The 16,414-nt window shown below is 53.8% G+C and carries 17 protein-coding genes; 11 read left to right on the top strand and 6 right to left on the bottom strand.

Features of this window, described 5'->3' with window-relative positions:
- Positions 1 to 138 precede the first annotated feature (138 nt).
- Both hemN and M0D67_RS04965 read left to right on the top strand, forming a co-directional pair.
- On the top strand, positions 139 to 1,524 hold the full coding sequence (gene hemN / locus M0D67_RS04970; protein WP_266237578.1) for an oxygen-independent coproporphyrinogen III oxidase: 1,386 nt from the start codon (positions 139 to 141) through the stop codon (positions 1,522 to 1,524).
- A gap of 289 nt (positions 1,525 to 1,813) precedes the next feature.
- Complete coding sequence (locus tag M0D67_RS04965; protein ID WP_266237575.1) at positions 1,814 to 2,506, top strand: hypothetical protein; 693 nt, start codon at positions 1,814 to 1,816, stop codon at positions 2,504 to 2,506.
- Positions 2,507 to 2,613: 107 nt separating this feature from the next.
- Here the strand turns inward: M0D67_RS04965 and M0D67_RS04960 are convergent, their stop codons facing one another.
- The 4 genes from M0D67_RS04960 to M0D67_RS04945 all read right to left on the bottom strand — a co-directional run bounded on the left by M0D67_RS04960 (position 2,614) and on the right by M0D67_RS04945 (position 4,623).
- Positions 2,614 to 3,063 (bottom strand): hypothetical protein, encoded by a 450-nt coding sequence (locus tag M0D67_RS04960; protein ID WP_266237573.1) that lies wholly within the window; start codon positions 3,061 to 3,063, stop codon positions 2,614 to 2,616.
- Positions 3,064 to 3,123: 60 nt separating this feature from the next.
- A complete protein-coding gene (locus tag M0D67_RS04955; protein ID WP_266237571.1) occupies positions 3,124 to 3,597 on the bottom strand; it encodes a hypothetical protein in 474 nt (157 codons plus the stop codon).
- 213 nt (positions 3,598 to 3,810) lie between these two features.
- On the bottom strand, positions 3,811 to 4,323 hold the full coding sequence (locus tag M0D67_RS04950) for a hypothetical protein (protein ID WP_266237569.1): 513 nt from the start codon (positions 4,321 to 4,323) through the stop codon (positions 3,811 to 3,813).
- Positions 4,324 to 4,335: 12 nt separating this feature from the next.
- Entirely contained in the window at positions 4,336 to 4,623 is a 288-nt protein-coding gene (locus tag M0D67_RS04945; protein WP_266237567.1) for a hypothetical protein, read from the bottom strand.
- Positions 4,624 to 5,031: 408 nt separating this feature from the next.
- Here M0D67_RS04945 and M0D67_RS04940 point away from each other — a divergent pair, with 408 nt between their 5' ends.
- The 6 genes from M0D67_RS04940 to M0D67_RS04915 all read left to right on the top strand — a co-directional run bounded on the left by M0D67_RS04940 (position 5,032) and on the right by M0D67_RS04915 (position 12,331).
- Complete coding sequence (locus M0D67_RS04940) at positions 5,032 to 5,235, top strand: hypothetical protein (protein ID WP_266237564.1); 204 nt, start codon at positions 5,032 to 5,034, stop codon at positions 5,233 to 5,235.
- A 4-nt stretch (positions 5,236 to 5,239) separates the two neighbouring features.
- Complete coding sequence (locus M0D67_RS04935) at positions 5,240 to 5,713, top strand: hypothetical protein (protein ID WP_266237562.1); 474 nt, start codon at positions 5,240 to 5,242, stop codon at positions 5,711 to 5,713.
- A 578-nt stretch (positions 5,714 to 6,291) separates the two neighbouring features.
- Positions 6,292 to 9,087: a DNA-primase RepB domain-containing protein gene (locus M0D67_RS04930; RefSeq protein WP_266237560.1), complete on the top strand. Its 2,796-nt coding sequence runs from the start codon at positions 6,292 to 6,294 to the stop codon at positions 9,085 to 9,087.
- A 591-nt stretch (positions 9,088 to 9,678) separates the two neighbouring features.
- On the top strand, positions 9,679 to 10,203 hold the full coding sequence (locus M0D67_RS04925; RefSeq protein ID WP_266237559.1) for a hypothetical protein: 525 nt from the start codon (positions 9,679 to 9,681) through the stop codon (positions 10,201 to 10,203).
- 708 nt (positions 10,204 to 10,911) lie between these two features.
- Complete coding sequence (locus M0D67_RS04920; RefSeq protein WP_266237557.1) at positions 10,912 to 11,625, top strand: FRG domain-containing protein; 714 nt, start codon at positions 10,912 to 10,914, stop codon at positions 11,623 to 11,625.
- 49 nt (positions 11,626 to 11,674) lie between these two features.
- Positions 11,675 to 12,331 carry a hypothetical protein gene (locus M0D67_RS04915; RefSeq protein WP_266237556.1) on the top strand — a complete coding sequence of 219 codons (657 nt, stop codon included), beginning with the start codon at positions 11,675 to 11,677 and terminating at the stop codon, positions 12,329 to 12,331.
- Positions 12,332 to 12,361: 30 nt separating this feature from the next.
- Here M0D67_RS04915 and M0D67_RS04910 read toward each other — a convergent pair whose 3' ends face one another.
- Both M0D67_RS04910 and M0D67_RS04905 read right to left on the bottom strand, forming a co-directional pair.
- Complete coding sequence (locus tag M0D67_RS04910) at positions 12,362 to 13,195, bottom strand: restriction endonuclease (RefSeq protein WP_266237555.1); 834 nt, start codon at positions 13,193 to 13,195, stop codon at positions 12,362 to 12,364.
- Complete coding sequence (locus M0D67_RS04905; RefSeq protein WP_266237554.1) at positions 13,192 to 14,322, bottom strand: hypothetical protein; 1,131 nt, start codon at positions 14,320 to 14,322, stop codon at positions 13,192 to 13,194. The genes M0D67_RS04910 and M0D67_RS04905 overlap by 4 nt, the downstream gene beginning before the upstream one ends.
- A gap of 535 nt (positions 14,323 to 14,857) precedes the next feature.
- On the opposite strand from M0D67_RS04905, the gene M0D67_RS04900 reads away from it, so the two are divergent.
- From M0D67_RS04900 to M0D67_RS04890, 3 genes are all read left to right on the top strand, one after another.
- On the top strand, positions 14,858 to 15,391 hold the full coding sequence (locus M0D67_RS04900; protein ID WP_266237553.1) for a hypothetical protein: 534 nt from the start codon (positions 14,858 to 14,860) through the stop codon (positions 15,389 to 15,391).
- A 499-nt stretch (positions 15,392 to 15,890) separates the two neighbouring features.
- Positions 15,891 to 16,073: a YodC family protein gene (locus tag M0D67_RS04895; protein ID WP_266237552.1), complete on the top strand. Its 183-nt coding sequence runs from the start codon at positions 15,891 to 15,893 to the stop codon at positions 16,071 to 16,073.
- Entirely contained in the window at positions 16,073 to 16,339 is a 267-nt protein-coding gene (locus M0D67_RS04890) for a hypothetical protein (RefSeq protein ID WP_266237551.1), read from the top strand. Before M0D67_RS04895 ends, M0D67_RS04890 begins: the two co-directional genes overlap by 1 nt.
- Positions 16,340 to 16,414: the final 75 nt, after the last annotated feature.

Here is a 16,414-nt window from a genome sequence, read left to right as displayed (position 1 = left end):
AATTCGGCGAAGGGTCGCTCACGTAAACTTGTTGGATACGAAAGGCCACGCTCAAGAGGCGTCTGCGCTGTTCGAACCGGTCCCGAGAATCCGCCGGTTCGTGCCTCTTCAAGGGTGGCTGTCAAACCCGAGCGCCCCATGACCACCGCCAACACGCTATTCCGCCCTGACCTGCTCGCCAAATACAGCGCGAACGGTCCACGGTATACGTCCTATCCGACCGCCTTGCAGTTCCGCGACGATTTCGATCCCGCTGACTATCTGCGCGCCGCCGCAGACCCAGGTGCTTCCACCACCGACCTCTCGCTGTACTTCCACATCCCCTTTTGCGACACCGTGTGCTTCTACTGCGGTTGCAACAAGGTCGCCACAAAGAACCGCGCGCACGCGCGTCCCTATGTCGAGCATCTGAAGCGCGAAATGGCTTTGCAGGCGGCGTGTTTCGACACGCGGCGCCCCGTGTCGCAATTGCATTGGGGCGGCGGCACGCCCACGTTCCTGTCGCACGACGAAATGGCGGAACTGATGGCCGCGGCGAGCGAGCACTTCACATTGCTGCCCGATACTGAAGGCGAATATTCGATCGAAGTCGATCCGCGCGAAGCGTCGCCCGAGACCATTGCACATCTGCGTATGCTCGGCTTCAACCGGCTCAGTCTCGGCGTGCAGGATTTCGATCCGGTGGTGCAGCAGGCGATCAATCGCGTTCAGCCGCTCGAGATGACTGCGTCTGTGATGCAAGCCGCGCGTGATACTGGCTTCCACTCGATCGGCGTCGATCTGATTTACGGGCTGCCGCACCAAACGGTCGATAGCTTCAGCCGCACGCTCGACACGATGATCGAACTCGCGCCCGATCGTCTTTCGGTGTTCGCGTATGCGCACATGCCACAGCTCTTCAAGATGCAACGGCAGATGGATGAGGCCACGCTGCCCTCTCCCGCCGTGCGCCTCGCGATCCTCCAACGGGTAGTCGAGCGCTTGACCGACGCGGGCTATGTCTACATCGGCATGGATCACTTCGCGCTGCCCACCGACGAACTCGCGCGCGCACAAGCGCAGCGCACGTTGCATCGGAATTTCCAGGGGTACAGCACGCGGGCGGAATGCGATCTGATCGGCTTCGGCGCGTCGTCGATCGGCAAAGTCGGCGACGTGTACGCGCAGAACATCAAGGACCTGCCAGACTACGCCGCGGCAATCGATGCGGGCAAGCTCGCGATCACGCGCGGCGCGCGCCTCACTGCGGACGACCGTCTGCGTCGCGATGTGATCACGCAATTGATGTGCAATCTGGAACTACGCTTCGATGAATTCGAAGCGGCTTATGGCATCCGCTTCGCCGATACGTTCAAACCAGAGCTGGAGCGCTTGCGCGGCTTCGAGCAGGACGGGCTGGTGTCGGTGAACGACAGCAAGCTGGAAGTACAGATGGCCGGACGCATGCTCGTGCGCAACATCGCGATGGTGTTCGATCGCTATCTCGGTCAGCAGACGCTCGAACGTTTTTCACGCACGGTTTGAGGGCTGAGCAGGCGAAGAAGGCGACCGGCTTGCCCGTCGTCGAATTTTCCGCCATAATCTGCGTCTTCGCCGCGAGCCATACTCTGGCGCGTGCGCTGCAAGACCTGCCCAGGTGGTGAAATTGGTAGACGCAGGGGACTCAAAATCCCGTTGCCTGTCGGCCATGCGGACAGAGTCGAAGCCAATCCTTCCTCAAATTTCCTGCCTTTCTATCGTACCCCGAACTAATCGCAGACGGGTACAGCGGGCCCTTATAATCGCGTTGCCCAATCTCGCCCCACGGTGACGCGTGAAAGACTTCCTCGAATATCTGCAACAACAGTGGCCGCTCGTCTCAGAGCATCCATTCCCGTTCCTAATCACCTTCGCCCTAGCTGTCGCCCTGGCTTATGGGGCGTCAAAGTGGAGGCACGAAAGCATCATCCAAGTGCTGCGCGAGAGGCTTGATGCGAAAGAGCAGCAACTGACTGAGTATCGGAATCGCCCGTCAGCCAGCGAAGCTGACCAGAGTTCGCAGGCCGCCCACCCGCCAAAAATCGAAATTCACACGGAGCAAGCCGCGCCCTATCAGGTGACTGAAGTACAGGCCGCCCAAAAACTAAGCACAGTGAAGATCGGGATAAAAAATTCAGGCGGCAAGGCCTTGTCCAATTGCAAGGTATACATAGAGAAAATTTCGCCTCCAACGAACTCGCTAGGAGGTGATGTCCTGCTGCTGGACGGGACTGGCTTCCACTTACGCCACGACGATCCGGAGAAGCTTGTGGAGGTCGCCGCTCATTGGGGTAACTGGGATCAGTTCCGATTCAGCACTCCCGCGAGCGGCACATTCTACGAATCTCTGCAGTACATGGAAGACGGCACCAAGCGAACGTTTGTGATCCGGGTATCAGCGCGCGAATGCGAGCGCTCGGCCTTATTCAGCATCCGGACCGATGACTCAAAGAGGCTCCACCTCGAATTTGTGAACTATACAAACTAGCGCTCTGGGCAACCTGACGAAGAAAAGCCCGTCGCGGCGAACCGTGAAACGGGCTTTCGTACACATTAAAACACCTACAGGCGGCCTTCGAGCGCGCCGCCCTATTCCTACGCACCGCCCAAGAGCGCACGCATTCCGGCATCGTCCACAGCGCGGCTGTCGATACGTTCACGAACCCACGAGTCCATCGCCTGCCGCGCTGCTTCGTTTGCGTCGCGTACACGACCCGCTTCGTAATCGCGTACACCTTGGTTGAATGCGGCCCGCTTCACCTTCTCCAGTTCCGCAGGTGTAAAGGTCGTTCCGGGCGCACCTTTGCCGTTCGCCTTAAACGAGCCCTGCGCGGTGGACTGGCGGATAGGGCGCTTTCCTGAGCTCATACCCTGCGTGCCACCGTCATTCCTTCGAGCCATACCGACAGTGGACGGCTGAACGCCGCGAATCCCGCTGGTAGACGGTCGAATCGAATCGTGGGCGTGGAACGTCTTGCCGATGTGATACGCGTCCTGGACAAATACATTTCGAATGATGCGATGCGTGCTGGTTCGTACGGCCATACTAAACACCCCTAAATAAATGAGATACCACTGGTTGAACTACAGGTAATACGTAACACTTCAAGCCGCGAATCGAGCCCGCTTACGAGCGATATCGCACTCCAGCCACTTGATATACTCGCGGCCCTGACGCTTGCGCCGGACGTGCTTCTCTAGAACCGTTTCGCCGCGCGCCTTAGTGTTCGGAAGTCGAAGGAAGTCATCGTAATGATCTGCCAGACACCCGTGATCGATCAGATATTCGGCAATGGCCATAAACGCTAAGGCGAGCTGCGTATCGTTCGTCTCGTGCCCGCGTACGGTAAGAAGGCGCGGTGCGGTATTCCCCTCGTGGTCAAAGCCCAGAGTAAAGATCAGCTTGTTGCCGCGCTCACCGAATGCTCCAGATGCACTTCGCATAGTGGTCTCACCATCCGAATAGTTACGTTGGATGTTAAGCGTGAGCGTTTGCGCCAACTCGCGATAAGTGGTCTCGCGGAACACATTGCGCGAAACGGCGGCGCGGATAAGAAAATAAAGCAACTTTGAGTCCATACGACCTTCTACTAGACACAGGGTTAAACACTTCATTGGACACTTTGATTACACCTACTCGCGTGGCGTTCGGGTATCGGTAGACCAACGGCGAAACGGAATCCAGTGTTGCCGGGCTGTCCGATCTATCGCCGCTCGCGTCGTGAATCACTTTCGAGATAAGGTGGGTAACCAACACGACGCGTAACGCCACGCAGATGAACTTCCATCGGTTCACAGGGCGTTGCCTTCTCTCGTGAACCGGATGCCGTCACTGTTCGCATAGCGCGTCGCGGCTTCGTGGTACGCCGCGCGCCGACCGGCTTCACCTGCGTTCCACTCGCGCATGCCGCGCGCCAAATCTTCTGCGGCTTCGTCAGACAGTTCGTGTGTTGTCGTCTTGGCGAGTTGATCTGCGAGTGTTGCCGATAGACCTTTCGCGGCCAGAGCCTTTTCAGCCTCCACGCGGTGTCGGGCGTCGGCTGCTGCGGCGATATAGGCCGCAGTCGTTTCCAGCGCCGCTGCACACTTCGTTAGGTGTTCGGGCTTGCCGATAAAGTACCGGCCTAGCGACGCGAGAAACGCATCCAGTTGTTCGGCACCGTTCGCGCGGCGCTCGCAGTAGTCTAGGAAAGCGTCCTGGCCGCACAGGGATTCCACGGCACGGTTTTCGCCGAATGTCGCGACGGGCATATCCGAACCGTTAACGGTATAGCGGACGGTGGTGGCGAAAAGTTTGCTGAACATTTGATCGATTCCTTAAACGGTGGCCGCAGGTTTCTGACCGGGCTTGATGACGCCTTCGATTGCTTCGATGAGCTTCAGAAGGGCCGCGTCCTTTTCTGTCGGCTGCGCGGCGGATTCGGCTTGCTCGGTGTCGATACCGTTAATACTCCCGGTGTTCGTGATACCTGCCTTCTGCTCGGCGTTTTTGATCTGCTGAACCGGGCTGACATAGTGTTCGCCGTTTTGCAGATCGGAACCGGTGTAGCTGTCCGCGGCATAACTATCTGCGGTGACACGGCCAGCCGAGCGGCGACGGGCCATTGCGAGTCTATTCAAGCGATTCATGTTCAGGCATCCAAGTTATTGAGTTAAAAATTAAGCCGACTCATTCTCAACAGACACTTCCAAAGCAGTCGCGGCAACCGCCATTACGATGCACACGGCGGCGATCAAAACGTCAGTCGCGGACGAAGATGGCTTAATCGACAACGCAGCGAAAGCGAAAATCAAAAAATCGATGAATCAAATTAATACGGCCACGATTTAATCTGAGAAAGCTAATCGTCTTAATTATCTTGAAGGGCGTATCCGCCCGTTAATTCGTATTATATAGACAAGTTTATTTTTATAACCGGACACTAACAATAAAATCTTTATTCGTGGTGTACGAATATAACGGGCGCATACGCCCTATAATAGATACTCGATTAAAGCGGAGATAAACCAATAATGGAAAAATCATATGCAGACCATTTAAATCAGGCTCGTGAGATTATTGCCGCCTGCAAGGTATCCGAACTAGCTGATGTTGTGGGGTGTTCGCGTAGAACCCTGCGGCGTATCGAAAACGAACCGGATTATCACGTGTCCGCCGTAGTACTGTTCGATGTGATCGAACTTGGCACGACTCTTATTCAAAATCACGGAGCCTAATTAAATGATCTTGTCTGATTCCCTATTTAATGCCGTGCGACACATCCGCCGCCTGTATCCCCAATTGAAGCGCTCAGAAATACCTAACGACGCACTACGAAACGCCCTAGCCACAGGGCGCGACAAGCTGCAGTCAGTCATGGATTTTGTCGAGGCGTACGCGTTTTTGAAGGCGCGCGGCCACCAGTCGCAAGCTGCCTTTATCGCGGTTTTCCTGCCGGATGCGGGCGCTTACCTTAAGCCGCTGATTAATCGGGTGTGCGCGGGCGTTTCGATCACCGAAGGCTCTGACGTCTATCGTTCCGCCCTACGGGTCGCTATGGATGATGTGACGGTTTTCGACCTTTGGGATGATGCGATTGCGACGGCGGAACTGGAGCGCTTGTCCGATGAAGTGGGCGAAACATCCAAGGTGGGCCGCGAGGCATTGCGCATCCGGGACTGCATCGTTTCCGTACAGCACACCGCTCCGCACTAACCGTTTCCACGGTCAGATAGTGCATGGCGGTCGCGCGACTCGGCTGTAATATTTTTTTTCACTTTCTGTCGCAGCCACTAGGAAATGACCTTTGGCGTTCGGACGGCGCGACATAGGTAAGCTAGGCCGGCCCGCTTTCGGCCCACAGGACATTCCTTAGTTTGTCTGAGACGTGTTAAAGCCGAGCGGTTGCGCTAATCCAGCGAGCACGTGTGCCGTTCCGACTGGCGCTTTGCAGGCGTGACGCATTTGATTTGTTCACTTCGAACCGTTAATGTTTGGGCGTCCGTCATTCGGACTGCGCCAATCTGCGCTGTTTTAAGTTATTTCAATACGGAGCAAAAAAGAAGCCGCAGTCTAAATGAATAGATGTGCGGCTTTGAGAATTAGAATCGATAGAGCCGCGGAGGAAGCGACTGTACAGCAACCACGAACAACAGGACCAACGCGACAAAAACGAGATACAGCAGCAAACCCACTAATCGCAAGAAACCGAGAAAGAGGAATACAAGCGATGAACTACGAAACAACAACCCAAACGACCACCAACAACAACCCAACAAATAATAGGATAACTTATGCAGTTAACTACGTCTATAGTCACCGCACAAGAAAATAACGGGGCGGCGAGAAAGATTACTCCCATTGAACGTGTTGGAATAACTGAAGAATTCTTGGCTGAATTAGGTCGGGGATTGCCAGAAACCGAACGCGTCATGGTCGCCTATGCGGATGAAGTAACGCCGCAGATTAACGAAGATGGAACGCGCAACAACAGCGGATTTTGGCCTGAGCCCTATAAGGCAGAGAAGTATATCAAGCGCGACAAGAATTCATATGTCGTCATTTCGTCTTCCATAAAGACTCCGCATCCCAAGACTGGTGAACCGCGCTTTTGGCGCAGTCGCGAAAACTTCGGCCATGGGCTTGCGCTGATGGTAGACGATATCGGTTCAGATGCCGATAACATGGGCAAGGGCAGCAAGGGCGCGATGACGATTGCTTCGCTGTCCGAAGTCCTGCCGCCTACGGTCGTGATTGAGACGTCCCATGGCAATAACCAGTGTTGGTATTTCATGGATGCGCCGGTGGCCGACAGAGAACGTTTCGGTGCATTCCTTTACTGGTTCGCGGCGAGGGCACTCGACGAGGGCGGCGACCGGACGATTAAGGACATCACGCGTTATGGGCGGCTCCCTATCGGCATCAACAATAAGACACTGGAAGACGGCACGCTCAAGTATGGCGATGCGAATGGCAAACCGTTCCAGGTGCGTATGGTGTCGGCTGACTACTCGTTGCGCTACTCGATGGACGAGATTGCGGACGCGTTTGGTTTCCGGATCGTGGTGAACAAGAAGACCGCCGCGCCTGCCATTGCTAACGGTGAAGCGCAGTTCGATGCGTATTGGCTCAGTCGCGCTATTGAGATTGCGAACGCCACTCAGATGGGCGAAAGCGGCGCGATGCAGATTAACGCCAGCGGCAAATATAGGATGATCTGCCCGTGGGGCGACGAGCACGGCGGCAGTGCTGACGGCGCGGTGATTTGGGGACCGGATGCGCGGCAGGATCAGCCGTATGCCTTCCATTGCTCGCACGACACTTGCCAGAAAGCGGGCCGCAAGTGGGGCGTGTTCGTGGACAAGATCGTCATGGCAGCGATTGAATCCGAACTGGACGAGGTGAACGCGCTTTGGAGCGACGTGCCGAACGCGTTGGACTATGTCAGCGCCGCTGCGGCTGCTGAGGCTGTAGAAAAGGCCAAGGCGACTTCGGAAGCAGCGGCCAAGGTCGAGCCTGCCAGCGAAGCGAAAACCGAACAGGACACCGGAGATACAACGGCGAAGGCCGCGCCGGAGCAATCGAACGATAACGACCGTGCGGAGGCTGCAGACGCGGCGGCTCGCAACGCGGAGAAGTCACGCGCAGAGTTGGAGTCGCGAGCAGCGCAGGACTTGGGCGTTGGTCGCAACTGGTATCACGGCTGGTGGTACTCGCTTTCTGAAGGCCGCGTGTGTCGTCCCGGCAACAAGTTCACCTATTCCATAGCAGACTTCAACGCGACGTTCGGCGGCCATTTCTTCAGCATGAAGAGTGACGATAAGTTCAATTGCAAGAGCGCCTTCGCGTTTGTGCAGAACGTGCAAAAGTTCAAAATCGCGGCAGGGACGGCCTACGTGTGCGGCAGGCCTTCCGTGTTCGAGTGGAAGGGTTCTGTCCACGTCAATATGTTCAATGCAAAGTCCATCCCTGCGACTGCGACCGATTACACGGACGAAGGTTGGGCTGCAATTGAAACGATCCGATCCCACATCAGAAATCTGACGGGCGACGAGACTGCTGCGACCTACATCGAATCGTGGATTGCTATGAACGTCAAGAAGCCCGGTGAACTTATCGGGATGGCACCTCTGATCAAGGGCATCGAAGGCGATGGCAAAACGATCATCTTCCAAGGGCTTATGAAGGCACTTCTAGGCGATGCGAACATTGGTCTTGTGTCTGGGGACGAAGTCACGGAAAACACCGGATGGGCGAAGGGCAGCGCGGTCGTGGCGATTGAAGAGTTGAAGACCGACAGCGGCAACAACCGGCATCACGTGACAAACCGGATGAAGCAGTACATCACGAATGATACGGTGGACGTTGTTGATAAGTACATCAAGCGGCACGAGACGATGAACGCTACAAACTACGTTGCGATGACCAACTATTCGAACGCCCTGCCGCTGAACAACAAGGATCGGCGCTGGATGGTTATCTTCACGCAGTGGAAGGACATTTCGCAACTGATCGCTAAGGTAGGTCCGTACGACGCCTACTTTGCCAACATCGGGCACGCCATTGCTACTCAGGCCGCGCAGCTGCGGAAGTTCTTTATGGAATATGAGTTGGCAGCTGGGTTCCACTGGAATATGCGCGCACCGGAGACGGAAGGAAAGTTGAAGATGATCGGGATTGAGGATGCTGATTCGGGCATTAATAAGATCAAGACCTATCTGTCCGAAGGCGAATTGGGCGTCTGCGAGGAAATCCTGTGTACGCGCTATTTGCAAGAGCACATCCAACGCGATACTGGCGAAAAAAGAAGAATGACGCGGCAGATTGCGATGATGCTTGAACAATTAGATTACACTCGCGTGCCAAGGGATATTAAGTGGAAGGGCAAGGCGCACACGGTTTACGTCAAAGATCCACGGTATTTCGCTGCGGATTTGTTGGATGGAGAAAAGTTGCCTACGGAAAATCTGGCTGATGCTAAGTTTATGGAGAAATTCGTTAATGATCGGCTTCGGAAGATGCTGGATGAGACCGATACGAAGCCTAACAATGAGAGTTATGTTCCGGCGGCTCAGGTGGGTGGCTTTTGATTGCTGTTGATCAAAAATGTTGATTGAGATTTAGGGCGATTGATCTTTGGTCTTTCGCCCTTTATTTTTCTATAAAAACGAACGACCGCACTAAAGTGATGGTAAAAACCGTACTTTTTTGTGGGTTTCGGGCCGTTTTCGGACGATTTTTCGTGGCTTTTTCGGTCGGAAGTCGGAAATACGGCCCGCCTAAGTCGTTGATTTATGAAGAAGGTCGGATAAAAAGGTCGGAGTCGGATATTGGTTGAAAAGTCCTTTGCAGGATTTCTACTACTCTACGGCTTACGGCGATACTCTCCCCCTCTCTAGTGTACCAAGTACACTCCCCTTTAAAACTCTTTAATTAATATCCGACCTTCTCCGACTCCGACCTTTTTGGGCTTGAAAGCCTTGCGCGGCTTGAATCGTTCGCTCGGTCGGGATTAGAACACGGCAGGTCGGATAAATTTATTCCCGACCTGCCGCGCACAACAAAACCCACGGCACGCCCACGTACTGTGCGGCGAGGTTGACCTTTAATTCTGCTGATCCAATGAGCGTAAAATCCCTATATAATTAACGCAATAGAGATTAACGACGGATATAAGCATCATGGATCAACTCGAATACAGCCCAATCGACTTCGCCGATCAGGAATTTGCGAAGGAGTGCGCACCGTGCTTCGACTATTTCATTGAGCAGCTTGTGAAGGGCATTCCGCGAGATATAGCCATCATCGACGCATTCCAGATGATTCGAAAGAATGTTAGCCTTTTCAACGCGCACGAATTGGGTCTTGCGGCGGAATGCAACCCGTACGTCAAAGATAGGCTGGACGTAGCGCTGGCGGAAAAGAAGGCATCAGCGCTTTGGAACACAAATAAGTCAATCAATCGCATGTTGAAGATTGTCGAGAACCCGCGCGAAAAGGGCCAGACGAAGATCGCGGCGATGAAAGAGCTCAACGTGTTGGTCGGCATTACCGTTGTAGACGAAAACGGTCAGACGCGCGCCGGTCGTTCGCTGGAAGACTTCTATGCTGAAGCTCCGAAGAATAATGCCCACGCAGCCACTGTCGAATCCGTAACAAACCCTAAGCCGCGCGAACCCACGAAAGAGCCCGCGAAACTACACTAGAGCCGGTGTCCTAAGCGCTCGAAAGGGCGCGGCGAATACCTACCCCTGCCCTGCCGTAACAAAGCCCGCTAGACACGATCTAAACGGGCTTTCTTTTTTCTTACGACCCAACACTCCTCGGTAAGCATCGAGTAATCTCACGACCCAGCGCGGCGAGCCGATGCACAATACCTATCGATACCGAAAAATCGATAATACTAATTACGTAAAACGCGTAAGGTTTGCACTTTTATCCAATAACGCAATAACGACGTGCGATTGCTGTGAATCAATTGCTAGGAATACGAACCTTACTACAGTCAAAAAGAACGATATTCTAGCAACGCCGTAAGGTTAGGAGGCTTCTTCTCTTTGCCCCTTCGTCCGGTCGAAAGACTATGTGTCGGAGTAGTAACGAAATCGTAATGCCAAGAACGTTCGCGCGTTGTCCGGGATGGTCGTCCATAGCCTTACGACTTCCATTCTAAATCGTAGTTTGGAATGCCACTTCGTTTACCTATACACAAACACAAGCCCCGACTGACTTTTGCCGCACGGCCCATTTTCACACGTACACTTCGCAAAATTTTTCGACATTGATGCACAGGACACTCCGAAGCGAGCGACCGCCCTTCGCGGCGACAATCCGGGTGTATAAATGTGTCGCAATCCACCGATATCCGCGCGCGTTAAACTCACGACATTCGCACAATACTGCCACGGTGCTCCATGCAGACGGAAACGATAGAATCTCTCCCGCAGTTCCTTAAACAGACCGAAACGTTCAGTTTGATCGCCTATCACACGCTGTTCCGTGGCCAATCCCACAGGAGGAACCTGCTACCAGGCATAGCAAGGGCAGAACCGACAAAGGACACTACAGAACAAGAACAAGCCTTGCTGAAAACGCTGGAACGGATGGGCGCGACTAAGATCCAGCACCGAGACTTCGACAAGTGGGATTTACTGGTACTGGCACAGCATTTCGGTATGAAGACACGGCTACTCGACTGGACGAGCAACCCTCTCGCGGCCTTGTGGTTCGCATGCTTCAATACGAATGATCGTGACGGGTACGTCTACGCCTTGGAGGCGGACGACCATCTAATGCCAGATGCTTCATCCGTTGATCCCTTCAAGCTATCCGCGACCAAAGTGGTGCAGCCGCGTCTAGCCAATGAACGGATCGTGGCGCAGCACGGTTGGTTCACCGTACATCGATACTCGAAAGGCGCCAGAGGCTTTGTGGCTCTCGAAAACAACCCGGAAACGAGGTCGCATTTGTCCGAGTACGTGATACCGGCGAGCAGTAAGGAGGACGTGGTGCGCGAACTGGATCGCTGCGGCATTAACCAAAGCACACTGTTTCCCGATCTGGAGGGGTTGTGTCGCTACCTGAATTGGAAACACGAGACTAATCCCGAGAACCTTCCGAGACTTTAACGGGGTGACGTATAACGGCGAAACTCACGCGTAATCACAAGGCGACAATATGACAGCTTCTGCGGCGATAGCAGCCAGCGCGGCAACGTACGTGATCGGGGATGGTATCAGCAGTGGCGTTTGGTCGTTGCTTGGCAGCGCCATCGGAGCGCTCGCGGCGTACTCCATCGCAAGACATCAGCAAAAGGCTCAAAGTGAACGCGAGCGTATAAAGTCTGCTACCGATTCCGCAAGTTCGCACATGGCTAATGTCGCATTCGATAAATATGTCGAGTTTTGCGAGAGATATAAAGACGAAGCGGGGGAAGGTGTGTTGATCCTCATCCAACATGGACCGACCCCAGAGATCATTTCGGAGGCTCGAAAACTATCCGACATTCGCTACAGTTACACGTTGTGGATCCCGTCCGAGGTTGATACGCGCCTACAGGAGTTCGAGAAAATCTGGCTAACGATAGGCGCGTTTTCGAGATTTGAGGATGCTACCAAAACGTCCATAGATGAGGCGACGCGCCGCCAGCACGTCAGCATGGTGTACAAGGAATTCGCGAAGGTGATGGGCCTGAAAGAGTGGGAAGGCGAAGCAGTCACCAACGAGTTCACTGTCGCGTCCATCGTTGCGGGATTGCGCGAGGTGCTAGGCACGGAGAAGATGAGCAAGCTTCGCCGCAGAGTGCTGGACCGGGCAATGGCTGACCTCGATTAGTCAATCGTACACAACGAAAGGCGCGGCAGACTAAGAGATCGCTGGAATATCCATCGTTTCGGCCCCGATGAAGCCGGCGAGACTCTTTGCGGTGATCCTGCCTTTAAATTCGTTGCGAAACAAATCAAATAAGTCAGCCGCTTCGAGAACAAATACACCGGCTCGCTCAGCGAGCCTTCTTACCGTGCTTGGCATTTCGTGGGTCGTGAGAAGCAAAAGCGCTGCGGGTGCGTAGGGGCGCAGGTCGAGTTCTTTGTATCTAGCATCGACCGTCGAGAAAATCTTGCTGACGAGAAGTTCGTTGGTACCAACTAGCTCTCGGACGGCGTTCGTGCTCACCCCGTGCGTGATGTAATGCTTCGCCTGCGCTATCCATACGAGCTTGTGAGTGACGGCCCGCGACAACTCCGGCGTGAGGGTCAGGTATCCAAACGCGTCGACCCCTTGATCGTGCGATTGTGGGGTTTTAAACACGTGTTCGCAGCCCATGCGCTTGAGTACGACGGCTGCCAAAGCCTCAAACTCAGGCGGATCCACTTGATGCAATATATCTTGGAACGCGACACGACCGTCGCCGGTCGGTGGCTTCCTTCCTTTTATCCAGTCACCCTCGCCAAGTTTGTCTGCAACTTCGTATCGAAGAGCAAGATCCTTCTCTATTCGGAAATTATATTCATTTACCAACGCCTCTCGAAGCGCATTCAGACGCTTTTCGAGGAAATTTTCAACAATTTCTGAGGCATAGTTCTTCGACGCGGCCAAGCGTACAACGTCTACCAATTTTCTCTTGGGAGAGGTAGGCGGGTACTCGCAAAGGAAGTAAGAAATAAGCTCGTCATAGATACGTGCAAGTCGCTCGCTCATTTTTTCGCTGTTTGTGCGAGGCTCTTAAAGCCATCTATAGTGTCAATTATCTGCTCTAATACTGCAAGCTCTTTGCTTGTGAACGCCTTAGCTTGAGAAACACTTATGCGCGAAAGCGATTTGAGTATCTCTGCTAGGATTTCGCCCGGGGTCGCGGCGACTTTTCCATGTTCAGCAATACGGATAGCTTCAACTAAGCCTTGGTCTGGGTCTAAGAGGGAAGCGACAGCCAACTGGTTTCCGACAATCAGCTTGAGCCGACGCACGTCAGAGTAGGTCATTAGTTTCGGGTCGTGCTTCGCGTCGCCCGTCAGCAGTTGAAAGAACTCTCGCGCCAGCTCCACGTCAATGAAAGTGTTTTGCTCGTGGGACCAGCCAAAGCGCTCTCTAACCTCTGGCGATGAAACCATTTCGTGTAAGAGCCTGTAGAAGTTTGGTTCCGCTTTGTCACCATATAGTTCATCCTGCTCCATAAATTTGAGTGCAGCAATGGCTCGATATCGACGCGCCGCTTCAACGGACGAGATTCCGAGCATATTGCCAATCTCCTTGAAGTCAAGATCTTCGTCGTCTTTTAGCTCGGCCACAAGCAGGGCCTGTTGATATGCCCCCCACTCTCTGGGGCCTGCAATATGGCGTATGCCCATAATTACGCGTTCGGCGTGTTTGAGATCCTTGCCGGCAGATTTCAAAACCGCGCACGGCACCTTCGAGTACGACTTCTTTTGCGTAGTGGTGAGTGCAATTACCCCCTCTTCGCATTCCTTAAGAAGAGATTTAAGTGCGGCGACTCTGCGATTGCCCTCTACGACAACATAACAACCAGAAAGGTGCTTGTATGGAGCGACTATTATTCGCTCCATTGGGACATAACCGTTTACTAAGATGGAGTTTTTCAACTCATCGAGTTGATAATGGTGCTCAAGATTCTCTAAGGTCGCCGCCTGTACCTTTTCCTCATGGAATCGGGTAACAACCTTTTTCTTGAATTTTTTGTGGTCCAAGAACCGATAGTTATTCGGATCGAGCAGCAACTTTGTCAGCGGCAGATCGACCGTATCGAAATTGAACACACCCGATGCCGCGACGACCCCGCTCGGCGCGACGTTGATCTTTTTCGTTACCATAATTTAGCAATCTATTGTTTCTAAAGTGTTATGGAGTTGCGTCATGATGGATCGTACCTAGATCATCTCAACGCCAAAAGGACGGCACCAATGAAACGTTTCAATCTCAGACGCCAGCTAGTATAGGTGTAGCTAGATACCTCCGCCACTGCGCTTCACATGCGGGCCGGTTTTGATAAGGAAAAGGTTGCCTGGCGCTAGAGATGGAAGGTTAGCCACCAACCATCACCCACCGTCCCATCCTGCGTGGCCCTCGTGTCGAGGGCAGGCATCGTCACATCCACCCTACCTAGCGAATGGCGTTTAGTGATGTTTTCACACCTACCCCACCCCTGCTCGCTGATCGCGCACGGACCAATTTGAACAGGACACTCCGAATAGCTCGACTGCCCAGCGCGGCGAGAATCCGGATGTATAGATATGTTTCAGGCGAATAAAACGGACGGCCGGTTCATCTAGGGCACAGCACAAAAGTTAAGCTACACTCCCTCCGCAAACAATAATGCAACGATAGACTTACGGGGCTCATCGAGAAATGTGGCGCACCTCAAAATCCAAGACCAAATACGCATACCTTGTAGATGGCCGCTTGTCAGACGTTCTTGCGTTGATTCAACTTTTGGCACTTTCGCCCAAGACCCGACGCACGGAAGATGGTCTTATCTCGGAATTGCAGGGAAATCCAAAAAGCGCCAGCGGGTGGATAGACGTAGGCTTGGAGCACAGAGAATTCTTTCGAGTTAAGCCCAACGGGGACAAACCTGCACACGTTTCGCTGATCGCACGCAATGCGCAAGAGGACATCGATCCCGATAACGGAGATGCGGCTAAGCCCCTTCTTTCGCCAGCCACAACCGCAAAGCTCATGCAGCTTGCAGTTGATCTACACGCTAGACAGGTTCAGCGCAGCGAGGCCTGGAAAGTCTTTACCATACCCCTCGCAATCGCGATACTGGCGGCCATAGCATCCATTTCCGCTGCGTTCATAAGTGCGTCATGGAAGGCAGAGCAGCGCATTGAAGTCGGGCACCAAAGTAGCGCCGTGAAATTGGGCGGCAAAGCAGAGTGAGGGTGGGAATGAAGACGGCCCAATTCGTCGGCAGGTCATCGGGGTTCCCCCACTCGGACCTCCCGAATAGGGCCTCTCTGATCGCTGGCGGTCTGACCCGCCGTCCTCCGTCATATGCTTCCGCTCCATATAACTCTGCAAAGCCACATGGATCAGGGGTGAACACGTCTGTTGAGATAGTGTCCAACGACTGTATTTTGACGTTTTTCCCGATACATCAACCCCGTCAGGTCAGACGCTCACCGGTTGCAGCCAATGCGAATGGCGGGAGAGTTCAAAAATTGGGTCATGATCGGCCCTCCTTTCAAAAATCCCTATTTGGGGAGGCCTCAGTCTCCCACATACCTTCAGACTTTCGCAATAGAGCATGTAGTCCAAGCCGCTGTCCCATCCTGTATCGTTCTCGCGGCTACGGGCAGACAGCACACAGCCAAGACGACTCGACGCATCGCCCGTCAATGGTGTATAAAAGTGGCAGACCGTAAACTTGGGTAACAGAATGGCAACCAAATTCAAGATTGGCGACATCGTGCAACTGAAATCCGGCGGCCCAGAAATGACAGTTAATGACATTCCTAGGGAGTACAGCGATTACTACATTTGCCAGTGGTTTGCAGGAAAAAAACTGGAATCTGGTAATTTTAATGCCGCGTCACTGAAGCTTGTATCGGACACCGAGTAATGGATGCAGAAGCGACCGCGAAGTGGATGCTCACTCAACTCGAACGCGATGGCTGCGTTTACCAAGATGACGTGGTTGACCACTTGGTGAAGGGGAAATCCGAGAATCTGCTGCGCGAAAACAGCGATGGCAATTTGGTCGTTGGCCGCGCAGTGCTGGAATCATTCAAAGAGATTACGGAAACCACCGTTGTTTGGGTGAAACCTGATCGCTACTGGCGCTGGCGCGTCAAAGAAGATGAGCCGGGACGAGAAGCGCGCGGGTAAGCGCCGCGCCCTCCGAGAAAACCAACCCCGCCCTCATCCCCAAATAAACATCGCTGCCGCGCCAAACAGACACGC

The organism is Paraburkholderia sp. SECH4 (genome assembly GCF_030511745.1).
GTDB classification, from domain to species: Bacteria; Pseudomonadota; Gammaproteobacteria; order Burkholderiales; family Burkholderiaceae; genus Paraburkholderia; species Paraburkholderia madseniana.
This window is presented reverse-complemented; position numbering and strand designations above follow the sequence as displayed.